This window comes from Paenibacillus sp. FSL H7-0918, assembly GCF_038007025.1.
Lineage (GTDB): Bacteria > Bacillota > Bacilli > Paenibacillales > Paenibacillaceae > Paenibacillus_AQ > Paenibacillus_AQ odorifer.
In genome coordinates this window covers 329,509-348,227 of the sequence record NZ_JBBOWJ010000002.1, presented here as the reverse complement: position 1 = coordinate 348,227, position 18,719 = coordinate 329,509, and the positions used below count along the sequence as shown (strand labels likewise).

19 protein-coding genes and 1 riboswitch are annotated in these 18,719 nt (G+C 45.2%); of the genes, 15 read left to right on the top strand and 4 right to left on the bottom strand.

Annotated elements, in window-relative coordinates; all coding sequences use genetic code 11:
* Positions 1 to 4 precede the first annotated feature (4 nt).
* A complete protein-coding gene (locus tag MHI15_RS15510; RefSeq protein WP_036675735.1) occupies positions 5 to 289 on the bottom strand; it encodes an ArsR/SmtB family transcription factor in 285 nt (94 codons plus the stop codon).
* 101 nt (positions 290 to 390) lie between these two features.
* On the opposite strand from MHI15_RS15510, the gene MHI15_RS15505 reads away from it, so the two are divergent.
* The 6 genes from MHI15_RS15505 to MHI15_RS15480 all read left to right on the top strand — a co-directional run bounded on the left by MHI15_RS15505 (position 391) and on the right by MHI15_RS15480 (position 6,512).
* Complete coding sequence (locus MHI15_RS15505) at positions 391 to 711, top strand: rhodanese-like domain-containing protein (protein ID WP_076125210.1); 321 nt, start codon at positions 391 to 393, stop codon at positions 709 to 711.
* A 4-nt stretch (positions 712 to 715) separates the two neighbouring features.
* Positions 716 to 1,135, top strand: a complete 420-nt coding sequence (locus MHI15_RS15500) for a rhodanese-like domain-containing protein (RefSeq protein ID WP_076185312.1) — start codon at positions 716 to 718, stop codon at positions 1,133 to 1,135.
* A 6-nt stretch (positions 1,136 to 1,141) separates the two neighbouring features.
* Positions 1,142 to 1,279: a hypothetical protein gene (locus tag MHI15_RS15495; protein WP_341164572.1), complete on the top strand. Its 138-nt coding sequence runs from the start codon at positions 1,142 to 1,144 to the stop codon at positions 1,277 to 1,279.
* Positions 1,280 to 2,093: 814 nt separating this feature from the next.
* A complete protein-coding gene (locus MHI15_RS15490; protein ID WP_076282300.1) occupies positions 2,094 to 2,771 on the top strand; it encodes a hypothetical protein in 678 nt (225 codons plus the stop codon).
* Between the two features lie 443 nt (positions 2,772 to 3,214).
* Positions 3,215 to 6,046 (top strand): glycoside hydrolase family 3 protein, encoded by a 2,832-nt coding sequence (locus tag MHI15_RS15485; RefSeq protein ID WP_076282302.1) that lies wholly within the window; start codon positions 3,215 to 3,217, stop codon positions 6,044 to 6,046.
* Positions 6,047 to 6,095: 49 nt separating this feature from the next.
* Positions 6,096 to 6,512: an HIT family protein gene (locus MHI15_RS15480; RefSeq protein ID WP_076282303.1), complete on the top strand. Its 417-nt coding sequence runs from the start codon at positions 6,096 to 6,098 to the stop codon at positions 6,510 to 6,512.
* A 56-nt stretch (positions 6,513 to 6,568) separates the two neighbouring features.
* Here the strand turns inward: MHI15_RS15480 and MHI15_RS15475 are convergent, their stop codons facing one another.
* Positions 6,569 to 6,904 (bottom strand): hypothetical protein, encoded by a 336-nt coding sequence (locus MHI15_RS15475; protein WP_076282304.1) that lies wholly within the window; start codon positions 6,902 to 6,904, stop codon positions 6,569 to 6,571.
* A 28-nt stretch (positions 6,905 to 6,932) separates the two neighbouring features.
* The gene (locus MHI15_RS15470) at positions 6,933 to 7,871 is read right to left on the bottom strand and encodes an MBL fold metallo-hydrolase (RefSeq protein ID WP_076282305.1); all 939 of its coding nucleotides are present in this window, start codon (positions 7,869 to 7,871) and stop codon (positions 6,933 to 6,935) included.
* Between the two features lie 148 nt (positions 7,872 to 8,019).
* Positions 8,020 to 8,127: riboswitch (guanidine-I (ykkC/yxkD leader) on the top strand.
* Positions 8,128 to 8,211: 84 nt separating this feature from the next.
* Here MHI15_RS15470 and MHI15_RS15465 point away from each other — a divergent pair.
* The 3 genes from MHI15_RS15465 to MHI15_RS15455 all read left to right on the top strand — a co-directional run bounded on the left by MHI15_RS15465 (position 8,212) and on the right by MHI15_RS15455 (position 9,924).
* A complete protein-coding gene (locus MHI15_RS15465) occupies positions 8,212 to 8,574 on the top strand; it encodes a DMT family transporter (protein WP_036675723.1) in 363 nt (120 codons plus the stop codon).
* Positions 8,575 to 8,889, top strand: a complete 315-nt coding sequence (locus MHI15_RS15460) for a DMT family transporter (RefSeq protein WP_076125196.1) — start codon at positions 8,575 to 8,577, stop codon at positions 8,887 to 8,889.
* 195 nt (positions 8,890 to 9,084) lie between these two features.
* Positions 9,085 to 9,924, top strand: coding sequence for an aldo/keto reductase (locus MHI15_RS15455; protein ID WP_217696507.1), 840 nt, complete (start codon positions 9,085 to 9,087; stop codon positions 9,922 to 9,924).
* Positions 9,925 to 10,592: 668 nt separating this feature from the next.
* Here the strand turns inward: MHI15_RS15455 and MHI15_RS15450 are convergent.
* On the bottom strand, positions 10,593 to 11,666 hold the full coding sequence (locus MHI15_RS15450) for a M42 family metallopeptidase (protein ID WP_076185305.1): 1,074 nt from the start codon (positions 11,664 to 11,666) through the stop codon (positions 10,593 to 10,595).
* 563 nt (positions 11,667 to 12,229) lie between these two features.
* On the opposite strand from MHI15_RS15450, the gene spoVAC reads away from it, so the two are divergent.
* The 6 genes from spoVAC to MHI15_RS15420 all read left to right on the top strand — a co-directional run bounded on the left by spoVAC (position 12,230) and on the right by MHI15_RS15420 (position 18,714).
* Entirely contained in the window at positions 12,230 to 12,733 is a 504-nt protein-coding gene (gene spoVAC / locus MHI15_RS15445) for a stage V sporulation protein AC (RefSeq protein WP_076125192.1), read from the top strand.
* Positions 12,730 to 13,761: a stage V sporulation protein AD gene (gene spoVAD, locus MHI15_RS15440; protein ID WP_076185304.1), complete on the top strand. Its 1,032-nt coding sequence runs from the start codon at positions 12,730 to 12,732 to the stop codon at positions 13,759 to 13,761. Before spoVAC ends, spoVAD begins: the two co-directional genes overlap by 4 nt.
* A 2-nt stretch (positions 13,762 to 13,763) precedes the next feature.
* A complete protein-coding gene (gene spoVAE, locus MHI15_RS15435) occupies positions 13,764 to 14,114 on the top strand; it encodes a stage V sporulation protein AE (RefSeq protein ID WP_036675923.1) in 351 nt (116 codons plus the stop codon).
* 155 nt (positions 14,115 to 14,269) lie between these two features.
* On the top strand, positions 14,270 to 15,226 hold the full coding sequence (locus tag MHI15_RS15430) for an AAA family ATPase (RefSeq protein WP_076125188.1): 957 nt from the start codon (positions 14,270 to 14,272) through the stop codon (positions 15,224 to 15,226).
* Position 15,227: 1 nt separating this feature from the next.
* Positions 15,228 to 16,472, top strand: a complete 1,245-nt coding sequence (locus MHI15_RS15425) for a DUF58 domain-containing protein (RefSeq protein ID WP_076185303.1) — start codon at positions 15,228 to 15,230, stop codon at positions 16,470 to 16,472.
* Position 16,473: 1 nt separating this feature from the next.
* Positions 16,474 to 18,714, top strand: a complete 2,241-nt coding sequence (locus MHI15_RS15420; RefSeq protein WP_341164571.1) for a transglutaminase domain-containing protein — start codon at positions 16,474 to 16,476, stop codon at positions 18,712 to 18,714.
* Positions 18,715 to 18,719 lie beyond the last annotated feature (5 nt).

Below are 18,719 nucleotides of genomic sequence, written 5' to 3'. Positions count from 1 at the left end.
TGACTTATTCCTCCCCTAAAAATAACTGAATCAGATGTTTGATTTTTTCGTCTTTAACAGAATAGTTAATCTCCAGCCCATTACGTTCGGTTTCAACGATGCCTAGTGATCTAAGCTTCTGTAAATGCTGGGACACCGTAGATTGTGGAAGATCGAGGCAGTCCTGCATGAAGCTCACGTTGCAGCTGCCCTTTTCCAGAAGTCCTTTAATGATGCACAAGCGCACGGGATGAGCTATAGCCTTTAAGGTTTCGGCGGTTTGGTTATAGGCTTTGAAATTTTTGTCCATGGTAACGAACACCTCGCTTTACAATATCCTTATATCGTAATATTATGATATAGTGATATGAAAATCAAGTTATTTTTATAAAGGTGAAGGAGAGATGCTCGATGTCTTTTGAAATTTCAAAGGAAATTACCCCACAGCAAGTGGCGGAACGCTTGAAGAATGGCGAAACTCTTACCATGTTGGATATACGCGAACCCGCCGAATGGGTGGAGGGACATGTAATGGGTGCTAAACATATTCCGCTTGGACAGCTATTGATGCGCACAGATGAACTGGATTCTCATGGCGAGATAATTGTGATGTGCTTAAGTGGTGGCCGTAGTGGACTGGCTTGTGAGCTGCTGAGTGAAAAGGGGTATAACGTTGTGAACATGACGGGTGGATTAGGCGCTTGGACGGATGATTTTTTGGTACGGGAGTAATGATATGAGCATGATGGTTCGGATCCTACTGAGTATTTTAATTGTCTTTAGTATTGTGAGGTTTTTGCGTTATGCTTGGCCTGTTCGTTCACTTACTTATATAGAAGTACGTGAGGTTCGCGAATTAGCGGATCAATCATTGGCTATGAAAATGCTCGATGTCAGGGATGCCGTTGATTACCAGAAGGACAGTATCCGTGGTTCGATAAATATTTCGCTGGGGCGATTACCCTATGTCTGGCAGCACTGTCTATCTCCGGGCGACTCGGTTCTAATTCTTGCAGGAAGTTACTACAAAAGAAATAAAGCCGCGCGAATTCTTTATAAGCAGGGATTTCGTAAGCTATATGCGGTAAATGGTGATTTGTTAGGGAACAAAAGAACGCTCTCCGACATTTCTGTGAAAGGTTGTTGTGAAGGATAATGGATAATGGATTTAAAGTCAATGATTTGCCGTCTCGGGTTGAAGCTGGGGTGTCGAAGTCAGGGTGACGATGGAATGATCTCTTTTGATGCCTATGGGCAAGGCGCTCGGGCTGCACATTTGCTAGGTGAGGGAAGGCAGTGAAGAGGGAGCAATATGTCACTCTAGTTGAGCCGCTATATTAATGTTGCTAAGTCGCAATCCAGTCAGCCTCATCTCGAACTCAGTTTTAATTGCATTTTGTGCAGTTAAACTTCAGTAGTTTTAGGAAAAGTAACAATTAACTGCACTTTGTACATCTAAATTTGATCATTTACGCTTAACTACCTAATGTTTCCTTTTTTAGTTGTAGAAAGTACAACTAAATGGACTTTTAGGGGGATAAGAGTTAAATAGTTGCAGGAAATACAATTAAATAGAAAAAGCATAGGTCGATAGCCAGTGAATAGTGGAGAATGGAAAACGGTTTCGGACAATTTCAAAAAGGTAGGACGAATAATATTATTCTAGCGGAACTTAGTCAAACCGAGATTACTTTAACTGAACCTACTATACAAAACCTACCTATATTGAGCTAAATCTAGTCGTCTAACTCAAATGTAGTTTACTTAACCAAGATTGCTCTTGCTGAGTTAATTCTAACTGAACAGCAGTGATCTAACTCTAACTGGACTTACTGTAGTGATCTAACTCTAGCTGGACTTACTGTAGTGATCTGACTCTAGCTGAACTTACTGTAGTGATCTGACTCTAGCTGAACTTACTTTAATGCAATATACTTTAACTAATGTGATTTTTTATTAGGTAAGCAAATTTATCTCGAGTGCTAACGTTGAATGTAGAGTGTCATTGACAGCATAAGAAGGCGAATACTATACTTTTGAGTAATAGGACGAAGCACGTCCCGCATCCATAATTGGGTGCGGGATTTTTTTATGCCAAGGAGGAGGAAGACGTTATGGGGTTTACGGAAGAACATCGTAAGTGGGTGGAAGATCATATTAGTCGAAGAACGGGAGAAAGACGGGGGAGATTGGAGCGGGGACATGGGCATGGTGAGCGAATGTTTGCGGAGAAGGTTTGGTGGCCAATGATGGGTCATTTTAATGATCTTCATCCTGAATATGAAGTGTTGGATTGGCGGGGATGGCCTTATTTTGTTGATTTTGCGTGGAAGCCTGGGCAGGTTAAGTTTGCTTTTGAGGTAAAAGGTTACGGCCCACATGTGCAAAACACAGATCGGACGCGTTATCGGCAGGAATTGAATCGAGAGACTTATCTACAAATCGCGGGTTATCGGGTAGTGGCGATACCATATGATGATCTGGAAGCGAGTCCTGAGAATACTATTTTTTTGTTGAGATCATTACTGATGCCGTACCTCGCTTTAAGGACAGAAGAGAAGGAGGCGTTTAGTCGACTGGAGCGTGATATTTTGCAAATTGCGGTGCGTTCGAACGGGGACATTCGGCCTGTTGATTTGGTGAGAGAGCTTGGCATTCATCCGCGTACGGCTAGAAAAGGATTGGGTACACTATGTGAAAAAGGGATATTTAGTCCAGTGGTTTCTTTAGAAAGTGGTAGAGTTTGTAGGTATGAGTATAAGCATTCTTTTAAGGATAATCAGATATGGTAAGGCTACTATTTTAATAAGGGCAAAAATGCCCTAGATATCGTCCGAATGGTGGGAGTCAGCCGAAAGAGGGGCAAAAATGCCCTAGATATCATCCGAATGGTGGGAGTCAGGCGAAAGAGGGGCAAAAATGCCCTAGATATCATCCGAATGGTGGGAGTCAGCCGAAAGAGGGGCAAAAATGCCCTAGATATCATCCGAATGGTGGGAGTCAGGCGAAAGAGAGGCAAAAATGCCCTAGATATCATCCGAATGGTGGGAGCCAGGAGAAAGAGAGGCCCCCTAAATCTCTAATTATGACCTGATTTCTATTTAGATTGTTAAGGTGTTGCGGAGGAGGGGAATCTTCTATGATTAGATGGATAGGACGTATGGGTGTTTTTTCGAAGGATTGTCCTCGAGAATGAATGAAACCGCTATCAACAAGAGACGAAGGAGCGATTTTGATGGGAACAGATATAGCTAGATATCCATTTCAACAGATTGATTTACCTTTAAATGAGCGAGTGCAGGATCTGATCTCCAGATTAACACTTGATGAAAAAGTAAGCCTGATGCCTCAGTATCAAGCTGCCATAGAGCGTTTGGGTGTTGGGGCTTACAAGCATGGTACGGAAGCGGCGCACGGGATTTCTTGGCTTGGAAAAGCGACTTCTTTTCCTCAGCCGAGCGGACTGGCTTGTACTTGGAATCCAGAGCTGCTGAAGGAGATTGGTTCGGCCATCGGAGATGAAGCTAGAGCCTTTTACAAAAAGAATCCAACGGTGAACGGTCTGACATTATGGGCGCCAACGGTGGATATGGAACGTGACCCGCGTTGGGGAAGAACCGAGGAAGCTTACGGCGAAGATCCAGAGTTGACCGGACGCCTCAGCACATCACTTGTGCAGGGAATCCAAGGTGATCACCCGGTCTATTTGAAAGCGGTAGCAACGCTGAAGCATTTCCTCGGCAACAATAATGAGATTGAACGCGGGAACTGCTCCGCGAGCATCGATCCGAGAAATATGCGGGAGTATTATCTGGAAGCGTTTAAGCCTGCTTTTCAAGAAGGTGGCGCACAGTCCATGATGACCGCTTATAACTCGGTGAATGGCGTGCCTGTTATTCTTCATCCGGCAGTAATGGATGTGGTCAAAGGCGAATGGGAAATGGATGGCTTTATCGTAAGCGATGCCGGCGATCTTTTTGGGATTGTGAAGGATCACAAGTATTATGAATCTTTTGCACAATCGATGGCTGAATCTATCAAAAATGGAATTGACAGCGTAACAGAAGAAACCGCAGAGACAATCAAGGTTCTTCACGAAGCACTAGACCAAGGCCTCTTAGCAGAGGAAGATTTGGATCGTGCGCTTGCCAACACTTTCAGAGTTCGTTTCCGTCTGGGAGAGTTCGATCCGGCTGAAGGGAACCCATACGCAGCGATCGACGATTCCGTTATACTTAGCAAAAAACATACCGCACTCTCCTTGGAAGCAGCGAAACAATCGATAGTATTGTTGAAGAATGACCAAGGTACATTGCCATTGAGCAAAAGCAGTCTGAGCAAATTGGCGATTATTGGTCCACTTGGTGATGAAGCTTTTAGAGACTGGTATTCTGGCACATTACCTTATGGAGTGACTCCGCTGCAGGGGGTTAGCAAAAAGCTGCCTGGTAAACACGTTACTTTTGAGAGTGGCGCAGATCAGATCATTCTTACTTCAGCTGCAAACGGCCAAGCCATTGGAATCACAGGTGAGGACGGAAGACTGGCTGTACAGCATGACATAGCAGCGCACGGAGAATTGTTCCAACATACAGCCTGGGGCTGGACTAGCAATACTCTGAAGTCGACAAGTCGCGGTCAGTATGTAACTTTAAGCGAAGCAGAGACTCTTACAGCATCTGCTGAGGAAATTTACGGCTGGTTTGTAAAAGAATCGATTAACATCGTTCCGGAAAGCGAAGATACGGTATCTTTGCGGACCTGGAATGATAAAATGATCTCGGTGAATCCGGAAGATGGAACGCTGCAGGTGGCAGATCAGGATGCCAATGCGCAAGCACGTCTTTTCAAAAAGAACATCGTAACTAACGGCATAGAGGCTGCAGTAGAAGCTGCCAAGGCGGCTGAAATCGCTGTGGTTTTTGTGGGCAACCATCCACTCCTTAACGGAAAAGAAGAAATCGACAGACCGGATATTGTGCTTCCAGAGGAGCAAGAGCGACTGGTCAAGGCTGTCTATGCAGCGAACCCGAATACAGTTGTAGTCATTGTCGGCAGTTACCCGATAACTTCCACTTGGATTGACGAGAACATCCCGGCTGTATTGTATACCTCCCACAGTGGACAAGAGCTGGGCAATGCGGTGGCAGAAGTTCTTTTCGGCGATTACAGTCCTTCCGGCAAGCTGAACATGACTTGGTTCCGTTCTGTAGAACAGCTGCCTGAGCTGATGGATTATGATATTATCAAAGGCAAAAGAACATATATGTACTTTGACGGAGAGCCACTGTATGCGTTTGGACACGGCTTAAGTTATGCCCAAATTTCCTACAGCAACCTAAGCCTAAGCGCTAAGGAGCTGCAAGCGAATGAGACGCTGAAAATTTCTGTTCAAGTAGAGAATACAGGCGTTGTTGATGGGGACGAAGTGGTGCAGCTTTATGTGCAAGCTCTGAATTCCCGGGTCAAACGTCCGATTAAACAGTTGAAGGGTTTTGAAAAAGTAAACCTAACCGCAGGTCAATCGCAAACCCTAGAGTTTACGTTACCGGTTGCCGAGCTGGCATTCTGGGATGTTACCCGTGAGCAATATTGCGTGGAAAATGGAGAGTATATGGTTCTGATCGGCCGTTCATCTGCTGACATCCAATTATCCGCTCAACTATCGGTCCAGGGGGACGTTATTCCGTCGCGTAATCTGTATATCAATACCAAAGCAGAGAATTACGATGACTACGAAGGCGTATATCTGGACGAGTGCAAAGCAGGCGGTGCTTCCATACATCCAGTAAAAGATGGCGCTTGGATCGCTTTTAAAGATGTATTGTTCGAGCAAGGGGCAGGAGCTTTTGAAGCCTTGGTATCCTCTGCAAAAGGTGGCACCCTTGAGATCAGAACGGGCAGCCCAGCAGGGAAGCTGGTTGGATCTGTTACTGTACCGTCGGGTGGCGTGTTGCAGCAGTGGAACACACTTACTGGTGAAGTGTCCGTGGAATCTGAAACTACCGATATTTATCTCATCTTTAATGGTGAGGTACTGCTTAGCCGTTTTCAATTTAATCAATAAGATAAGCTAGAACGCGCTTAATTTCTTCGGATGGAGTGGTGGTGCCTGTATGGATTGTTTGGGTTGTCGAATCGCTAACGGGATTGAGGCTAACGTAAACGTAGTATACGAGAATGAATTTGTAACTTGTGTGCTCGACATTGCTCCATTTAACGAAGGACATCTCCTAATTCTCCCTAAAAAGCATTATTGGGATCTCGAAGATATCGATTCAGAAACATCTTATGCGATTATGGACGCTTCAAAGAAGCTATCAGTCGTCCTGAAGGTTTTGTTTGAACCTGCTGGCATCAGCATTTGCCAAAATGGCGGGAAGTTTAACGACCTGACTCACTATCATATGCATCTTATCCCTAGATACGAAGGAGATGGCTTCGCTTGGAGCGAACCAATCCATCCGCTCCGTGCCGAAAAGTTATTAAGCCAAACTCAAGCTAAAATTCTCAGTATCATAAATGAGCATTAAAAAAAAGGGCATTCCTGAAGGATCAGGAATGTCCTTTTCTTTTCGTTTCTTTTCATCTAATCACAACCGCCCCCGCCAGCATCTCCACCACCGAAGTCTCCACCGCCACTATGTCCGCCGTCTCCACCCCAGCTATGCCCCCCGCTGTCAGGTCCAGAATGGTGATGCGAGTGATCTCCGTGGTGATTATGGTGGTGGTTAGAATGATTAGAGTGGTTAGAGTGGTTTGGATCCAGCAGATCCGGATGACTGGCAGCCATAAAAGACATGTTGGCGGCATCATTTTGCCTATTTCTATCAAAGGTACTTTTGTTTGAGCTCGAGCCATTACGTATTACGGCTTGTATAATAATAAATACAGCAACACCTACAAATAGTATCCCAAAAACCATAACGAACCGCTCCTTTCAACTCCAAAAATTAGTTACTAGCTGCTTTCGTCAAAAACTCAAGATTTCTGTAAAAAATACTCCCATAAGTCCAGCCCAGATAAGGCTCGGGAATTTCTATATGGTTCACATTCACATTCATGTCTTCGCGTATCAATGATTCGCTAATATGGATTATATCATTTATATACCGTTTTATTTGCTGTAGATAATGTTTTTGAGTAACGGGCCCATGACCGGGAACAATTATGTTCACATCTAAGCGCTCGACATAAGTAAGTGCCTCCAACCAGGATAAGGGATTACCGTCTACTACTAATGGATGATTATCAACTGCGACAATATCTCCAACAAAAGCTAAAGAATCGGATGGAGAAAATAGAATAGAATCGCATTCCGTATGGGCAGTACCCACCGATAGGAGTTCAACGGTCCTTGCCGAGCCATGTATAGTCATTTTGCGGTCATAAGTTAGTTGGGGAAGGGTTACTTCAAGCGTTAGTATAGACTCTTTGATTTCTTGTAAATAACCTATTTGCGAAAGGAGCTCTCGTTGTTTGGAATCGTTCAGTTTGAGCTCGAGAGATGTATTAAGCTTCGTAAGATCTTCTTCAAGATTAGGAAGCAGTTTCTTCATTCGGGCAAGCCAGTCTGGTTGAGTTTTTATCATGAGCTCTCTAGTTCTACTGGAGGATATGATTACTTCATCCGAGAAGAATTGGTTCCCTCTAACGTGGTCTCCATGCCAATGGCTGTTGACGATGTATCTGATAGGTTTATTAAAATAATACAGAGCGGCATCCCTAAGATCTTTGCCAGCTTGTGGAGTGTTGAATGTATCAAAGATTAATGTGTAATCACCCATATCTATCAAACCGGCATTACTCATGGCTCCGCCTTGCTCCTTCGCTTCAAGGCAATAAATGCCTTCCACTAGAGGGACGCAGTTAAAATGTCTGGAAAGAAACATGAATTAACCTCTTTTCCTAGATAATCGAATGAAATTTATATCTATTTTATAATTTTATGGAATTTTATACTATGATTTAATTACGCTCGGAATAGAAAAGGTTGCTTTTATACGCCCGATTTGCTACCATACGATGTAACTTAATCATTTATTTGTTTTCTAGGGTTCCGCAGCGGGTGCACAGCTGGTCTGGTCCGAGGGAAAACGCACGAACATTAAGTTTGTGTTTACACGGAGGGATAAAAGCCCGGGAGGTATCGCCATTTGGCGATGACCTTCCGGGCTTATTTGTTTGTCCGTGGGCAATCATAAGTTATGGAGAATTGAAGGAGGGCTTGAAATGAAAAAGAATTCAGAGTGGCTGAAGGTAGTTGGCGCTGCGATTTTCGAAGTCATGTGGGTCATAGGTTTAAAGCATGCTTCAAGCGTGTGGGAGTGGCTGATCACAGTTGTAGCCATAATCATAAGTTTCTATGTCATTATTTCAGCAAGCAGTAAATTACCGGTGGGTACCGTATATTCTGTATTTGTTGGGCTGGGGACGGCAGGAACAGTCATTGCGGACATGGTTTTATTCGGTGAACCCTTCAAGCTAATGAAGCTGGTACTGGTGGTTATTTTGCTGGCAGGAGTTATAGGTCTGAAAATGGTAACTAACGAAACCAAAGATATCAAAGAAACTGAAATAAAGGGGGAGTCTTAAATGGCATGGGCATTTTTGGTTGTTGCAGGATTGTTTGAAATGTTCGGAGTGGCTATGATCAACAGGTTGAATAAATACCGGAATCTGCAGTCGTTTTTGCTGCTCTTCCTTGGTTTTGGAGGAAGTTTTCTTTTTCTATCATTTGCAATGAAAAGTTTGCCTATGGGCACAGCTTATGCGGTATGGACGGGGATCGGTGCATCCGGTGGAGCAATTTTGGGGATGCTTTTATATGGGGAGGCCAAAGACTGGCGGCGGGTTATCTGTATTTTTATGATACTGGGAGCCGCAGTGGGGCTGAAGTTGATAGCGTAGTTAGCAATCAATTTGTTGCTTTTTCTCTCCTAAAGGAAAGATAAGTTATAAATTAGACACGATTCAGATGTTTCGAAAGGGTCATAAAGGTCGTATAAAGTAAGTATACAATTTATCGGTAAGGAGATTTTTACAATGACTAAGGATTCAATCGAGCATTTGGCTGAAATTGTGAAAGTGAACCGAGCTAACCGCATGCTGCTTCCAGACGGTACCTCTGTGCCTAGAATAGGACAGGGAACTTGGAATATGGGTGATGATGCTTCCCGTAGAGAGGAAGAAATTGCTGCTCTTAGATTAGGCGTGGAATTAGGCATGGATTTGATAGATACGGCGGAGATGTATGGGGAAGGAAACTCAGAGCTTTTAGTAGGTGATGCTATTAAAGGTATTCGGGATGACGTTTTCCTGGTATCCAAAGTATACCCACATAATGCCGGCAACGAGAATCTTATTCGCAGCTGTGAAGAAAGCTTGCAACGACTGAATACGGATCATCTGGATCTCTATTTACTGCACTGGCGGGGAGATATTCCGCTTGAAGTGACTGTGGAAGGCATGGAGAAACTGGTCTCTCAAGGTAAAATAGCAAGATGGGGTGTATCGAACCTCGATGTTGACGATATGAAAGAGTTGCTTAGTATAGCTGGGGGAACTCACTGTGCTATGAATCAGGTGCTGTATCATTTAGGGTCGAGAGGCATCGAAGCTGAATTGCTGCCATGGCAGAAAAGTCACCGCATGCCCGTAATGGCGTACTCTCCGCTTGCACAAGCAGGCGCGCTCCGCAAAGGGGTTATCGAGAGTGAGGCAGTTCAGGAAATTGCCCGTATTCATAACGCAACCCCACTACAAATTATGTTAGCTTGGACGATTCGCGAGGAGGAGATCATTACGATTCCGAAAGCTTCTTCACGTGAGCATGTAATTGAGAATGCTGCTGCAGGTTTAATTACGCTGAGTGAAGAAGAAAGATGGAAGCTGGATGAGGCTTTCCCGATACCTTCGTGGAAAGTGCCGCTGGATATGAGTTGATATAGCTGTCAAAGAGCTCGCCGTTGAGGCGGGCTTTTTTATATGAAAAGAGATAGGGGGAGTCTCTATAGGACACAGATGATCTTAAACGCAGAATTATGCCACTTTTGGGGGGATATCGGACACCATAGTCGCTATTAGCATAAATGACACCGATTATGAGCCCATTTCTCTGGAATAGTGTCACTGAGGTCCGCAACTTTACTCAAAAGGCTCTAAATTAGCAAATAGCGTCATCTGAGTCCGAAGCAATATGGGGAGCGTAAACAATAAACAACGTGGGGCCGTAAGCAAGCAACTTGAGAGCGTAAACAATAAATAATGTTTCGTCGCCGTAAGCAAGCAACGTTGGGAGCGTAAGCAATAAACAATGTGTCGCCGTAAGCAAGCAACTTGGGGGCGTAAATAATAAACAACGTGTCGCCGTAAGCAAGTAACCTTGGGAGCGTAAGCAATAAACAACGTGGGTTCGTAAGCATCATGGGTCCGTCGTAGTACCAATGGCGGGATCAGCGGGCAACGGGGTTCATAAGCACAATTGTTATTTAGAAGTAATATCGGGGTTTGTAAACACCACTGGGGCGCAAGTGACACAGGTCCGTAAGCCCCGACCCAAAAAAGAGCAGCAATCCTTCAAAAAGGATCGCTGCTCTTTTAAAAATAAGAACTTAGCTGTTCTCAATAATCGTTTGCAGTGTAGTGCGGTCGAGGCCTTCTACCAGTTTAACTAACAGCTCTTTAGCAGCTTCGTAGTCATCGCTATGAATAACTGATGAAGCAGTATGAATGTAGCGGGAGCATATTCCGATGACTGCGGAAGGAACGCCGATGCCACTTACATGAACCTGACCTGCATCTGTTCCACCTTGGGAGACAAAATACTGGTATTTGATCTTGTGAGTATCCGCTGTGTCTTGTACATATTCGATTAAGCCGCGATGTGTAACCATCGTAGGATCATAAATGCGCAGGAGAGCGCCTTTTCCCAAATGGCCAAAGGCTTGGCTATCCCCGGTCATATCGGCAGCAGCGCTCGCATCCAAGCCGAAGAAAATGTCTGGGGACAGAAGATTAGCGGCTGTACGTGCTCCACGAAGTCCGACTTCCTCTTGTACAGTAGCACCAGCATAAACAGTATTAGGCAGCTTTTTGCCGTGTAATGACTTAACCAGCTCAATGGCGAGACCTACACCGTAACGGTTATCCCACGCTTTAGCCATGATTTTTTTAGGGTTGGCAAGCGGGGTGAACGGACAGATCGGCAGTATTTGTTGACCTGGTCTGACGCCAAAGCTTTCCGCTTCTTCACGGCTGTCTGCACCGATATCAATATACATTTTGCTAATTTCGCCCGTCTTGCCGCGTTCTTCTGCGCTTAGTAGGTGGATAGGCGTGCTGCCAACAACACCGGTCAATGTGCCTTTTGGTGTAATGATTTGGAGACGCTGGGAAGCAACAGCAGAAGCAAGCCATCCGCCTAGCGGTTGAAAACGAATCATCCCGGTGTTAGTAATTCCGGTGACCATAAAGCCCACTTCGTCAAAATGTCCAGCGACCATAATTTTTGGCCCGTTTTCCTCACCGCGCAATACGCCGAACAGACTTCCGAGACGATCCTGCACGAACTCTTCGGTATAAGGTGTCATAGCATCCTTGACGTAAGCGCGGAGTTCGCGCTCAAAGCCCGGGGCTGCAGGGAATTCGGTAAGTGTTTTGAATAGATCCAATGTTTCTTGATTCATTTGAAATCACTCCTTTATTAAAATATAAGGACGTATAAGCTTTGCGTTATACATCATCCTTATAGTTCTACGAGAAACGGTTGCCATCCAAAATGGACGACAACGTTATTTCTTCCTGCCACTTAGTATGAACATTGTGAGCTCACTTGTCCATGCTAAAGAGACAAATGAACACCCGGTGAACGCTCCGCGAATACAATGCAATAGGGGCTCTGGTGGCAGGAGCTTTAGAAAGGATGCGAAGGAAATGAGGGTAGCAGGTAGTGTACCCAAAAGAAGGGTGCAGGGAGGATACTCCAAAAGAAACCTAAAGGTTAGCGGAGCGCGCAGACGTTACTGGCGCCACAACTCTCTGGAAAAGGAAGCAGTGCTTATTCTTGTGCTGTTCTTGCTGCTGATAGTTGTGTTACTGTATTTTTCCTGAATTGGAGGGACATAACGAAGCGGGGTATGGCAAACAATAAGGAAAACTTCTAAGCGAAGAAACAACTTGAGGGGCTCAAAGTGAGTACTACTATTATGCTTGTCAGCCCCCTTCGCCTAACTTTCAGGAGGTGCCCTCAATGCCGGCGAAAACGAAAAAATCGGGTGTCAAGCTGAAGCTTGATACCCTGACCCCGCAAGATTACGAGAAATTGTCCAAGCCCTTTGTACCCGCTAGGCCCGTATTCAAAAACTGTGTGCGAGCATTTCTTGCTGGCGGCCTAATCTGTGTAATTGGACAAGGGATTCAGGAGGCTTATATGGCAATATTCGATATGACCTCCAAAGAAGCCGCAAGTCCAACTGTAGCGACGATGATTTTACTTTCTGTAATCCTGACCAGCTTTGGCGTGTATGACAAACTGGCGCAATGGGCCGGTGCAGGAACTGCGGTTCCGGTTACTGGTTTTGCGAACAGTATGTGCTCAGCAGCTCTTGAACATCGTGCGGAAGGACTTGTGCTGGGTGTGGGCGGCAATATGTTCAAGCTGGCGGGTTCAGTCATCGTATTTGGTGCCGTTGCTGCTTTCATAATTGGTATCGTCTATCTCTTTTTAGGCGTTGGCGGAGGTGCACATACATGAAACAGCTTGGCAGTCAGACTTGGGAGTTCACGAGCCGTCCCGTTATTTTAGGCTCTTCCGCTGTAGTGGGTCCTGAAGAGGGAGAGGGTCCATTAACGTCAGATTTTGATTTTATATTTGATTCCTTGGAAATGGGTGAAAAAACATGGGAAAAGGCTGAGCGGGCTCTTTTCGAAAAAGCCTCCCTATTGGCACTGATTAATGCAAACCTGGATAAGGAGAAGCTGGAGTTTTTTGTTGGCGGAGATTTGATGAACCAGATTATCAGCAGCTCCTTCGCGGCAAGAAAATTAGGTGTGCCTTATCTTGGAGTTTTTGGTGCTTGCTCCACTTCTATGGAGAGCCTTGCAATTGCCTCTATGATCGTTGATTCCGGAGGCAGCAAATACGTGCTCGCGGGAACATCCAGCCATAACTGTACGGTGGAGAAGCAATTTCGTTATCCTACCGAATACGGTTCACAGAAGCCGCCAACGGCGCAATATACGGTCACAGGCTCGGGCTGTGCTGTAGTAGGTCAGAATGATGGGACTGGCAACAATCCGGTAGTGGTCTCGGCTACCCTTGGACGAATAATGGATCTCGGTTTGACAGATCCTTTTAATATGGGAACAGCGATGGCACCGGCGGCGGCGGATACGATCACTGCGCATTTTCGGGATACCGGACTATCCCCCGGGCATTATGACTTAATTGTTACAGGTGATCTTGCATCTGTAGGCTTGCCCATTGCGAAAACCTTATTAGCTAAAGAAGGAATTCCAATGGAGCAAACAACCTTTGATGATTGTGGTTTGCTTATCTACAATTTGGAGAAACAGAAGTATGTGATCGCCGGAGGAAGTGGTTGCGGGTGTTCCGCGGTAGTGACTTATGGTCATATACTCAAGCGTATTAAAAAAGGTGAACTAAAACGGGTGCTGATTGTGGCAACTGGAGCCTTATTATCCCCATTGTCATACCAGCAGGGAGAGAGCATTCCGTGTGTGGCTCATGCTGTTGCTATAGAAAGTGGAGGTGGAGTTTAATGATGATTTACTTATGGGCTTTTCTGATCGGAGGAGCCATTTGCGTTATAGGCCAGCTGATGTTTGATGTATTGAAGCTGACACCTGCACATACGATGAGTACATTAGTTGTAGCCGGAGCGATTGCTGATGCTTTTGGCATCTATGATCCACTTGTGAAATTTGCGGGTGCGGGCGCAACCATTCCAATCACAAGCTTCGGTAACTCTTTGGTCCATGGAGCATTGACAGAGCTGGAAAGGGATGGCTGGATCGGTGTAGTTACAGGGATTTTTGATATCACGAGCGCAGGGATTTCGTCAGCGATTGTGTTCTCTTTCCTGGCTGCATTGGTTGTTCGGCCTAAAGGATAATGGGATTTTAGCGCTTTAGATTAGAACCTGCGGGACATTTTGTCCTGCGGGTTTTTGGTTTGTTTACACTTCGTAAGCTTCAACAATGTACTTTGGGTCCCCTAATCATGTAAAATATAAATATTACTGCTTATTCTGACCTAGGAGGATCATATATGCCCGTTCGTCAAGAATCAATGCACATCATGAATGCTGTCCGTAATAATCTAGAATCCTGCATACTTGGAAAATCATTTGAAATACAATTGCTGCTAACAGCGCTGCTTGCCGGTGGTCATGTTCTGATCGAGGATGTACCGGGAACAGGAAAGACCCAACTTATTCGCGCACTTTCCAGATCAATGTCCGGAGAGTATCGCCGGATACAATGTAATCCGGATATTCTTCCGAGTGATATTACCGGTGTATCTGTGTATCATCCGAGAGATGAGATGTTTCATTTCCGCCCAGGTCCAGTGATGACGAATATCCTGCTGGCCGATGAAATTAACCGAGCCACCACAAAGACACAATCCGCCCTTCTGGAAGTGATGGAGGAACGAAATGTAACCGTAGATGGGGAGACCTATCCGCTGCCGCATCCATTTATGTTGTGCGCCACCCAGAATCCGATAGATTTTGAGGGAACCTACACGTTGCCGGAAGCTCAGTTGGATCGGTTTATGCTAAGAATTAGTCTTGGTTATCCTGATGCAGCAACCGAAAAAAATCTATTGTTGAGCCATCAAGAAGGTCAACCAGTGGACAGGCTTACGGCTGTCACTAGTATGGAGCAGATCGCTAGTATTCAGGAGGAGATTCGTGAGATTTATATGAGTGATCCTGTACTGAATTACTTGTTAGATATTGTGCGCCAGACAAGAGAGCATCCGCTTGTATTGCTCGGTGCAAGTCCACGAGCTTCGTTATCGTTTATGCTGGCTTGTAAAGCTTATGCTTTCTTACAGGGAAGAGATTATGTGCTTCCAGATGACGTAAAGGTGCTTACTCCATTTGCCTTGGGTCATCGTATATTGCTGCGTCCAGAGTCGCGCCTAGATAATGTTAGCGTAGATTCACTGCTTCAAAAGCTTCTGCAGAGCATTCAAGTGCCTGTTACGATGAGGCAATAATATGAGACGTTATTTGTCTACGATGGCAGCTCGCATTCAGCCTACTAAGTTCGCCAGCATCCTTGTAATTTGGAGTATTACGCTCTTATATGTACTATTTCAGGGCGGTAAAACTGCATTTATGTTGTTTATTATGGTCTCTGTACTTATTGCATATCTGATTGCTGGAGGTTTGGGAGGCGTTCGGCGGGCTAAGGGTGTTCGCAGTTTTTATGCCGAACAGGATAAGGGAGATTTGCTCTCTGCCGGTGGGTATCTTCGTGTAGGTCTGAAGGTCACAATCCCGGGGATTTTGCCTTTACCTTATGTAGTTGTTAGGGAAGTTCTGAAACGGCATAATGGCGAATCCTGGGTATTTGAGGAAAGCCTGATTCCCAGCCTCAGAGGACTTGGGGAACTGCGGTTTCAGACACCAGTTCTCGAACGGGGCACTTATACATTTTCAGATACGGATATCATCAGCCAAGATATTTTTGGCCTTGTTGAGCATAAAGGTACTTTTCTGGCTGAAGGCCAGTTTCAGGTGTTGCCTCGTGCAATCTATGTTCCGCGGTGGCAGTTATATGAAAGAAAATCCCGTCTTTCTGGGCCACAGACCTCTGTTGTTCAATCACGACGTGAGACTACCCAAATTAACGGTGTACGCGACTACGTATATGGCGATCGCCTAACACGCATTCATTGGAATGCAACGGCAAAGACAGGCTCGTGGAAGTCCAAAGAGTTCGAGCATGAGTCGATTCCCAAGACCATTCTAGTTCTGGACGGCTCTGCTTCTGCTTATATGAATTCGAATCAATTTGAACTCGCAGTCTCCGTCGCAGCCTCACTACTTGGATTCGGCATTCGAGAGCGAATTGGGATCGGTCTTTGCTGTTTGGATAAGACCACGAAGGTATTTGCACCTGTTGAAGGTGCTGCTGAGCGTCAGAAAATGATTCAATATTTGATCGATCTTAACGCCGAAGGGCACGGTCCACTCATATCCCGTTTGGAAAAAGGTTACCGTATGTTCCCTAAAGGCTCATACTTCGTGCTAATTAGTCCTCAACGTGGTCAGCCTGTACTGGATGCACTACGTTGGGCTGACAGCAGAGGGATGACTCCGTCGCACATTCATATAGGGAATTTATCAGAAACGAATAGCAGCACAGATTGGACAGACGTTCTAAGATCACGGGGGATTACAGGCTACAGCATTAGCTCACTGCAAGAGCTTCCCATAGTATTAGGAGGGGAAGTCTGATATGAGAAACTGGTGGAATCAGATGAAATTCTCCTGGCACCGTTCTTTAGGTCTATTGTGGCTTTTGATTATAGCCCACCAGTGGGTCTCTTATACGGAACCTATCTGGTTAAGACAGACAACTGCTGTTGTGTGGGCTGCATTAATAACGATCACTGTGATTGAAATCATAATTCCTGTAAAAGTTCAGATAAGGCTCTTTATTGAAGCGGCAGCTATTATTTATATCGTTTATCGGATACTTATCAATTATGGTATATACGTTGCTGATCCTTGGGCAACAACCCTCCCGGACAGACTGCAGGATATTGCAGTTCATATGGTGCCCTATATCTGGTTTGCTCTCGGAGCCTCAGCCCTGCTGCCGTTGTCGTCTTGGTGGGCATCCTCAAAAAGACGTATTTTATGGTTTATAGGAATGAACATAGTGGCCTTGGCTGCCTTGGATTCCTTTACATCTATTGTTTTGTGGCAGGAAGTAGCCTGGACGGTATTTGCGGGGATGGGCTGGCTGGTCAGCCAGCATCTGAGAAGCTTCCAGCTTCAATATCCGCGTGGTTGGGTGCATCTGCTGAAATATCCCACGAAAATAGTCATTAATATTGCCATCGTCTTCTCTTTGGTCATCCTAATTGGAGTGAATATGCCTGGGGTAAGGCCTACCCTAACCGATCCTTATACCGCTTGGCAAGAATGGAATGGGATTGGGAAGTCTTCTGGGAAGGGCACAGTTGGGACCACGAAATCTGAGATGGGTTCTGTCTCCCCTACTAACAATACATCGTCAGGCTACAGTCTGAATGATGATCAACTAGGTGGCGGCTTTACCTTCGATTATACACCGGTGATGACAGTGGTTTCTGATTTGCGTATTTATATGCGGGGAGAAACGCGCAGATTATATTCCGGAAGAGGTTGGGTCGATAGAGATCGGTTAAATCGGGGACCTCTAGAAGCGGTGGATGTAGGTGAAGCTTTAGAGAGCAGTGTGGGTTCTAAAGTAAATACACGAACACTGAAACAAACAGTAACCGTGCTTAATAATAATGAATTTCCCGTACTATTTGGCACTTATTCAGTATCTTCGGTGGATTCTTTAAATGGGGAAAAAGCTGGAGATGGACTCTCCTGGAGAAGCCGAGACAGCGAGCTGATCTGGGATGTGGATGGGAAGAAACTCGCTTATCCGTCTACTTTTGAGGTGACGTCTGAGGTTCCTGTAATTCCTGTTCAAGAATTGACAACAAAGACGTATGAGGAGCTATATAAAGGGAACGATTTGGAGAAAATGTTTCTTCAACTGCCTAACGATTTTCCTAAAAGAGTCAGGGAGCTGGCTGAGGAAATCACGGCTGAAGGAAAAACGCCGTATGAAAAAACAGCGCTTTTGCAACAATACTTACAACAAACCTTTCCATATACCAATAATCCAGATATATCACGTGTCACAAGCAACGATTTTGTAGAAGGGTTTTTGTTTGAGTTAAAGGAAGGTTACTGTGATTATTATTCTACGGCACTGGTTACTATGGCGCGCTCTCTGAACATCCCTGCACGGTGGGTTAAGGGGTACGCACCTGGGGAACAGCCAGAAATCCCAATGAATCCGGCACAACAGCAATCAGGCACAGTGAATAATAACTATACAATTACCAATGCGGATTCCCACTCTTGGGCTGAGGTTTATTTTGGTGATTATGGTTGGATTCCAGTTGAAGCTACACCTGGATTTAATATTCCGCTTTTAACTCAGAGTGAGCAAACCCCTGAAGTCGAACCAGAAGATCAAAAAGAGCAGGCAGAACCTACACCAGCGCCTGTGAATAACGCACAAGAAGATCAAGGGTTTCATGTAGGTCTATGGGTTGTTGTGGCAGCTGTAGTGGTGTTGCTGTCCTGGGCGATTTTTATAGTTTGGCATAGACGCTTTAAGCTTCGCTTCTTCATGCAGCAGCTGCGCAATGGCCGGCCTTTAACGCCAGATCAGAAAGTAGTGGCGGAAACTGAGCGTTGGGTAAGGTATTTGCATCGCAAGGGAATGCTAAAAGAAGAACACGAAACTTTACGTGAAGCCGTAGATCGCTGGAGTGGAGAACGGCCGGCAGTGGCTGATCATCTACACTCGCTACTAACAATGTTCGAAAAGGCGAAATATAGCCCTGAGGTTATTGAAGACAAAGACTGGCAGAGCGTGTATACTGAAGCTTTGTGGGTGCGGAGAAAAATGAGATCCAAGAAATAACACTT

What these genes read in the sequence shown, in the direction of transcription:
- MHI15_RS15485 (WP_076282302.1), top strand. Translation starts at nt 3,215, where the DNA reads ATGGGAACAGATATAGCTAGATATCCATTTCAACAGATTGATTTACCT.
- MHI15_RS15450 (WP_076185305.1), bottom strand. Translation starts at nt 11,666, where the DNA reads ATGAATCAAGAAACATTGGATCTATTCAAAACACTTACCGAATTCCCT.
- MHI15_RS15505 (WP_076125210.1), top strand. Translation starts at nt 391, where the DNA reads ATGTCTTTTGAAATTTCAAAGGAAATTACCCCACAGCAAGTGGCGGAA.
- MHI15_RS15420 (WP_341164571.1), top strand. Translation starts at nt 16,474, where the DNA reads ATGAGAAACTGGTGGAATCAGATGAAATTCTCCTGGCACCGTTCTTTA.
- MHI15_RS15430 (WP_076125188.1), top strand. Translation starts at nt 14,270, where the DNA reads ATGCCCGTTCGTCAAGAATCAATGCACATCATGAATGCTGTCCGTAAT.
- spoVAE (WP_036675923.1), top strand. Translation starts at nt 13,764, where the DNA reads ATGATTTACTTATGGGCTTTTCTGATCGGAGGAGCCATTTGCGTTATA.
- MHI15_RS15490 (WP_076282300.1), top strand. Translation starts at nt 2,094, where the DNA reads ATGGGGTTTACGGAAGAACATCGTAAGTGGGTGGAAGATCATATTAGT.
- MHI15_RS15480 (WP_076282303.1), top strand. Translation starts at nt 6,096, where the DNA reads ATGGATTGTTTGGGTTGTCGAATCGCTAACGGGATTGAGGCTAACGTA.
- MHI15_RS15425 (WP_076185303.1), top strand. Translation starts at nt 15,228, where the DNA reads ATGAGACGTTATTTGTCTACGATGGCAGCTCGCATTCAGCCTACTAAG.
- MHI15_RS15500 (WP_076185312.1), top strand. Translation starts at nt 716, where the DNA reads ATGAGCATGATGGTTCGGATCCTACTGAGTATTTTAATTGTCTTTAGT.
- MHI15_RS15470 (WP_076282305.1), bottom strand. Translation starts at nt 7,871, where the DNA reads ATGTTTCTTTCCAGACATTTTAACTGCGTCCCTCTAGTGGAAGGCATT.
- spoVAD (WP_076185304.1), top strand. Translation starts at nt 12,730, where the DNA reads ATGAAACAGCTTGGCAGTCAGACTTGGGAGTTCACGAGCCGTCCCGTT.
- MHI15_RS15465 (WP_036675723.1), top strand. Translation starts at nt 8,212, where the DNA reads ATGAAAAAGAATTCAGAGTGGCTGAAGGTAGTTGGCGCTGCGATTTTC.
- MHI15_RS15455 (WP_217696507.1), top strand. Translation starts at nt 9,085, where the DNA reads ATGCTGCTTCCAGACGGTACCTCTGTGCCTAGAATAGGACAGGGAACT.
- MHI15_RS15475 (WP_076282304.1), bottom strand. Translation starts at nt 6,904, where the DNA reads ATGGTTTTTGGGATACTATTTGTAGGTGTTGCTGTATTTATTATTATA.
- MHI15_RS15460 (WP_076125196.1), top strand. Translation starts at nt 8,575, where the DNA reads ATGGCATGGGCATTTTTGGTTGTTGCAGGATTGTTTGAAATGTTCGGA.
- MHI15_RS15510 (WP_036675735.1), bottom strand. Translation starts at nt 289, where the DNA reads ATGGACAAAAATTTCAAAGCCTATAACCAAACCGCCGAAACCTTAAAG.
- spoVAC (WP_076125192.1), top strand. Translation starts at nt 12,230, where the DNA reads ATGCCGGCGAAAACGAAAAAATCGGGTGTCAAGCTGAAGCTTGATACC.
- MHI15_RS15495 (WP_341164572.1), top strand. Translation starts at nt 1,142, where the DNA reads ATGGATTTAAAGTCAATGATTTGCCGTCTCGGGTTGAAGCTGGGGTGT.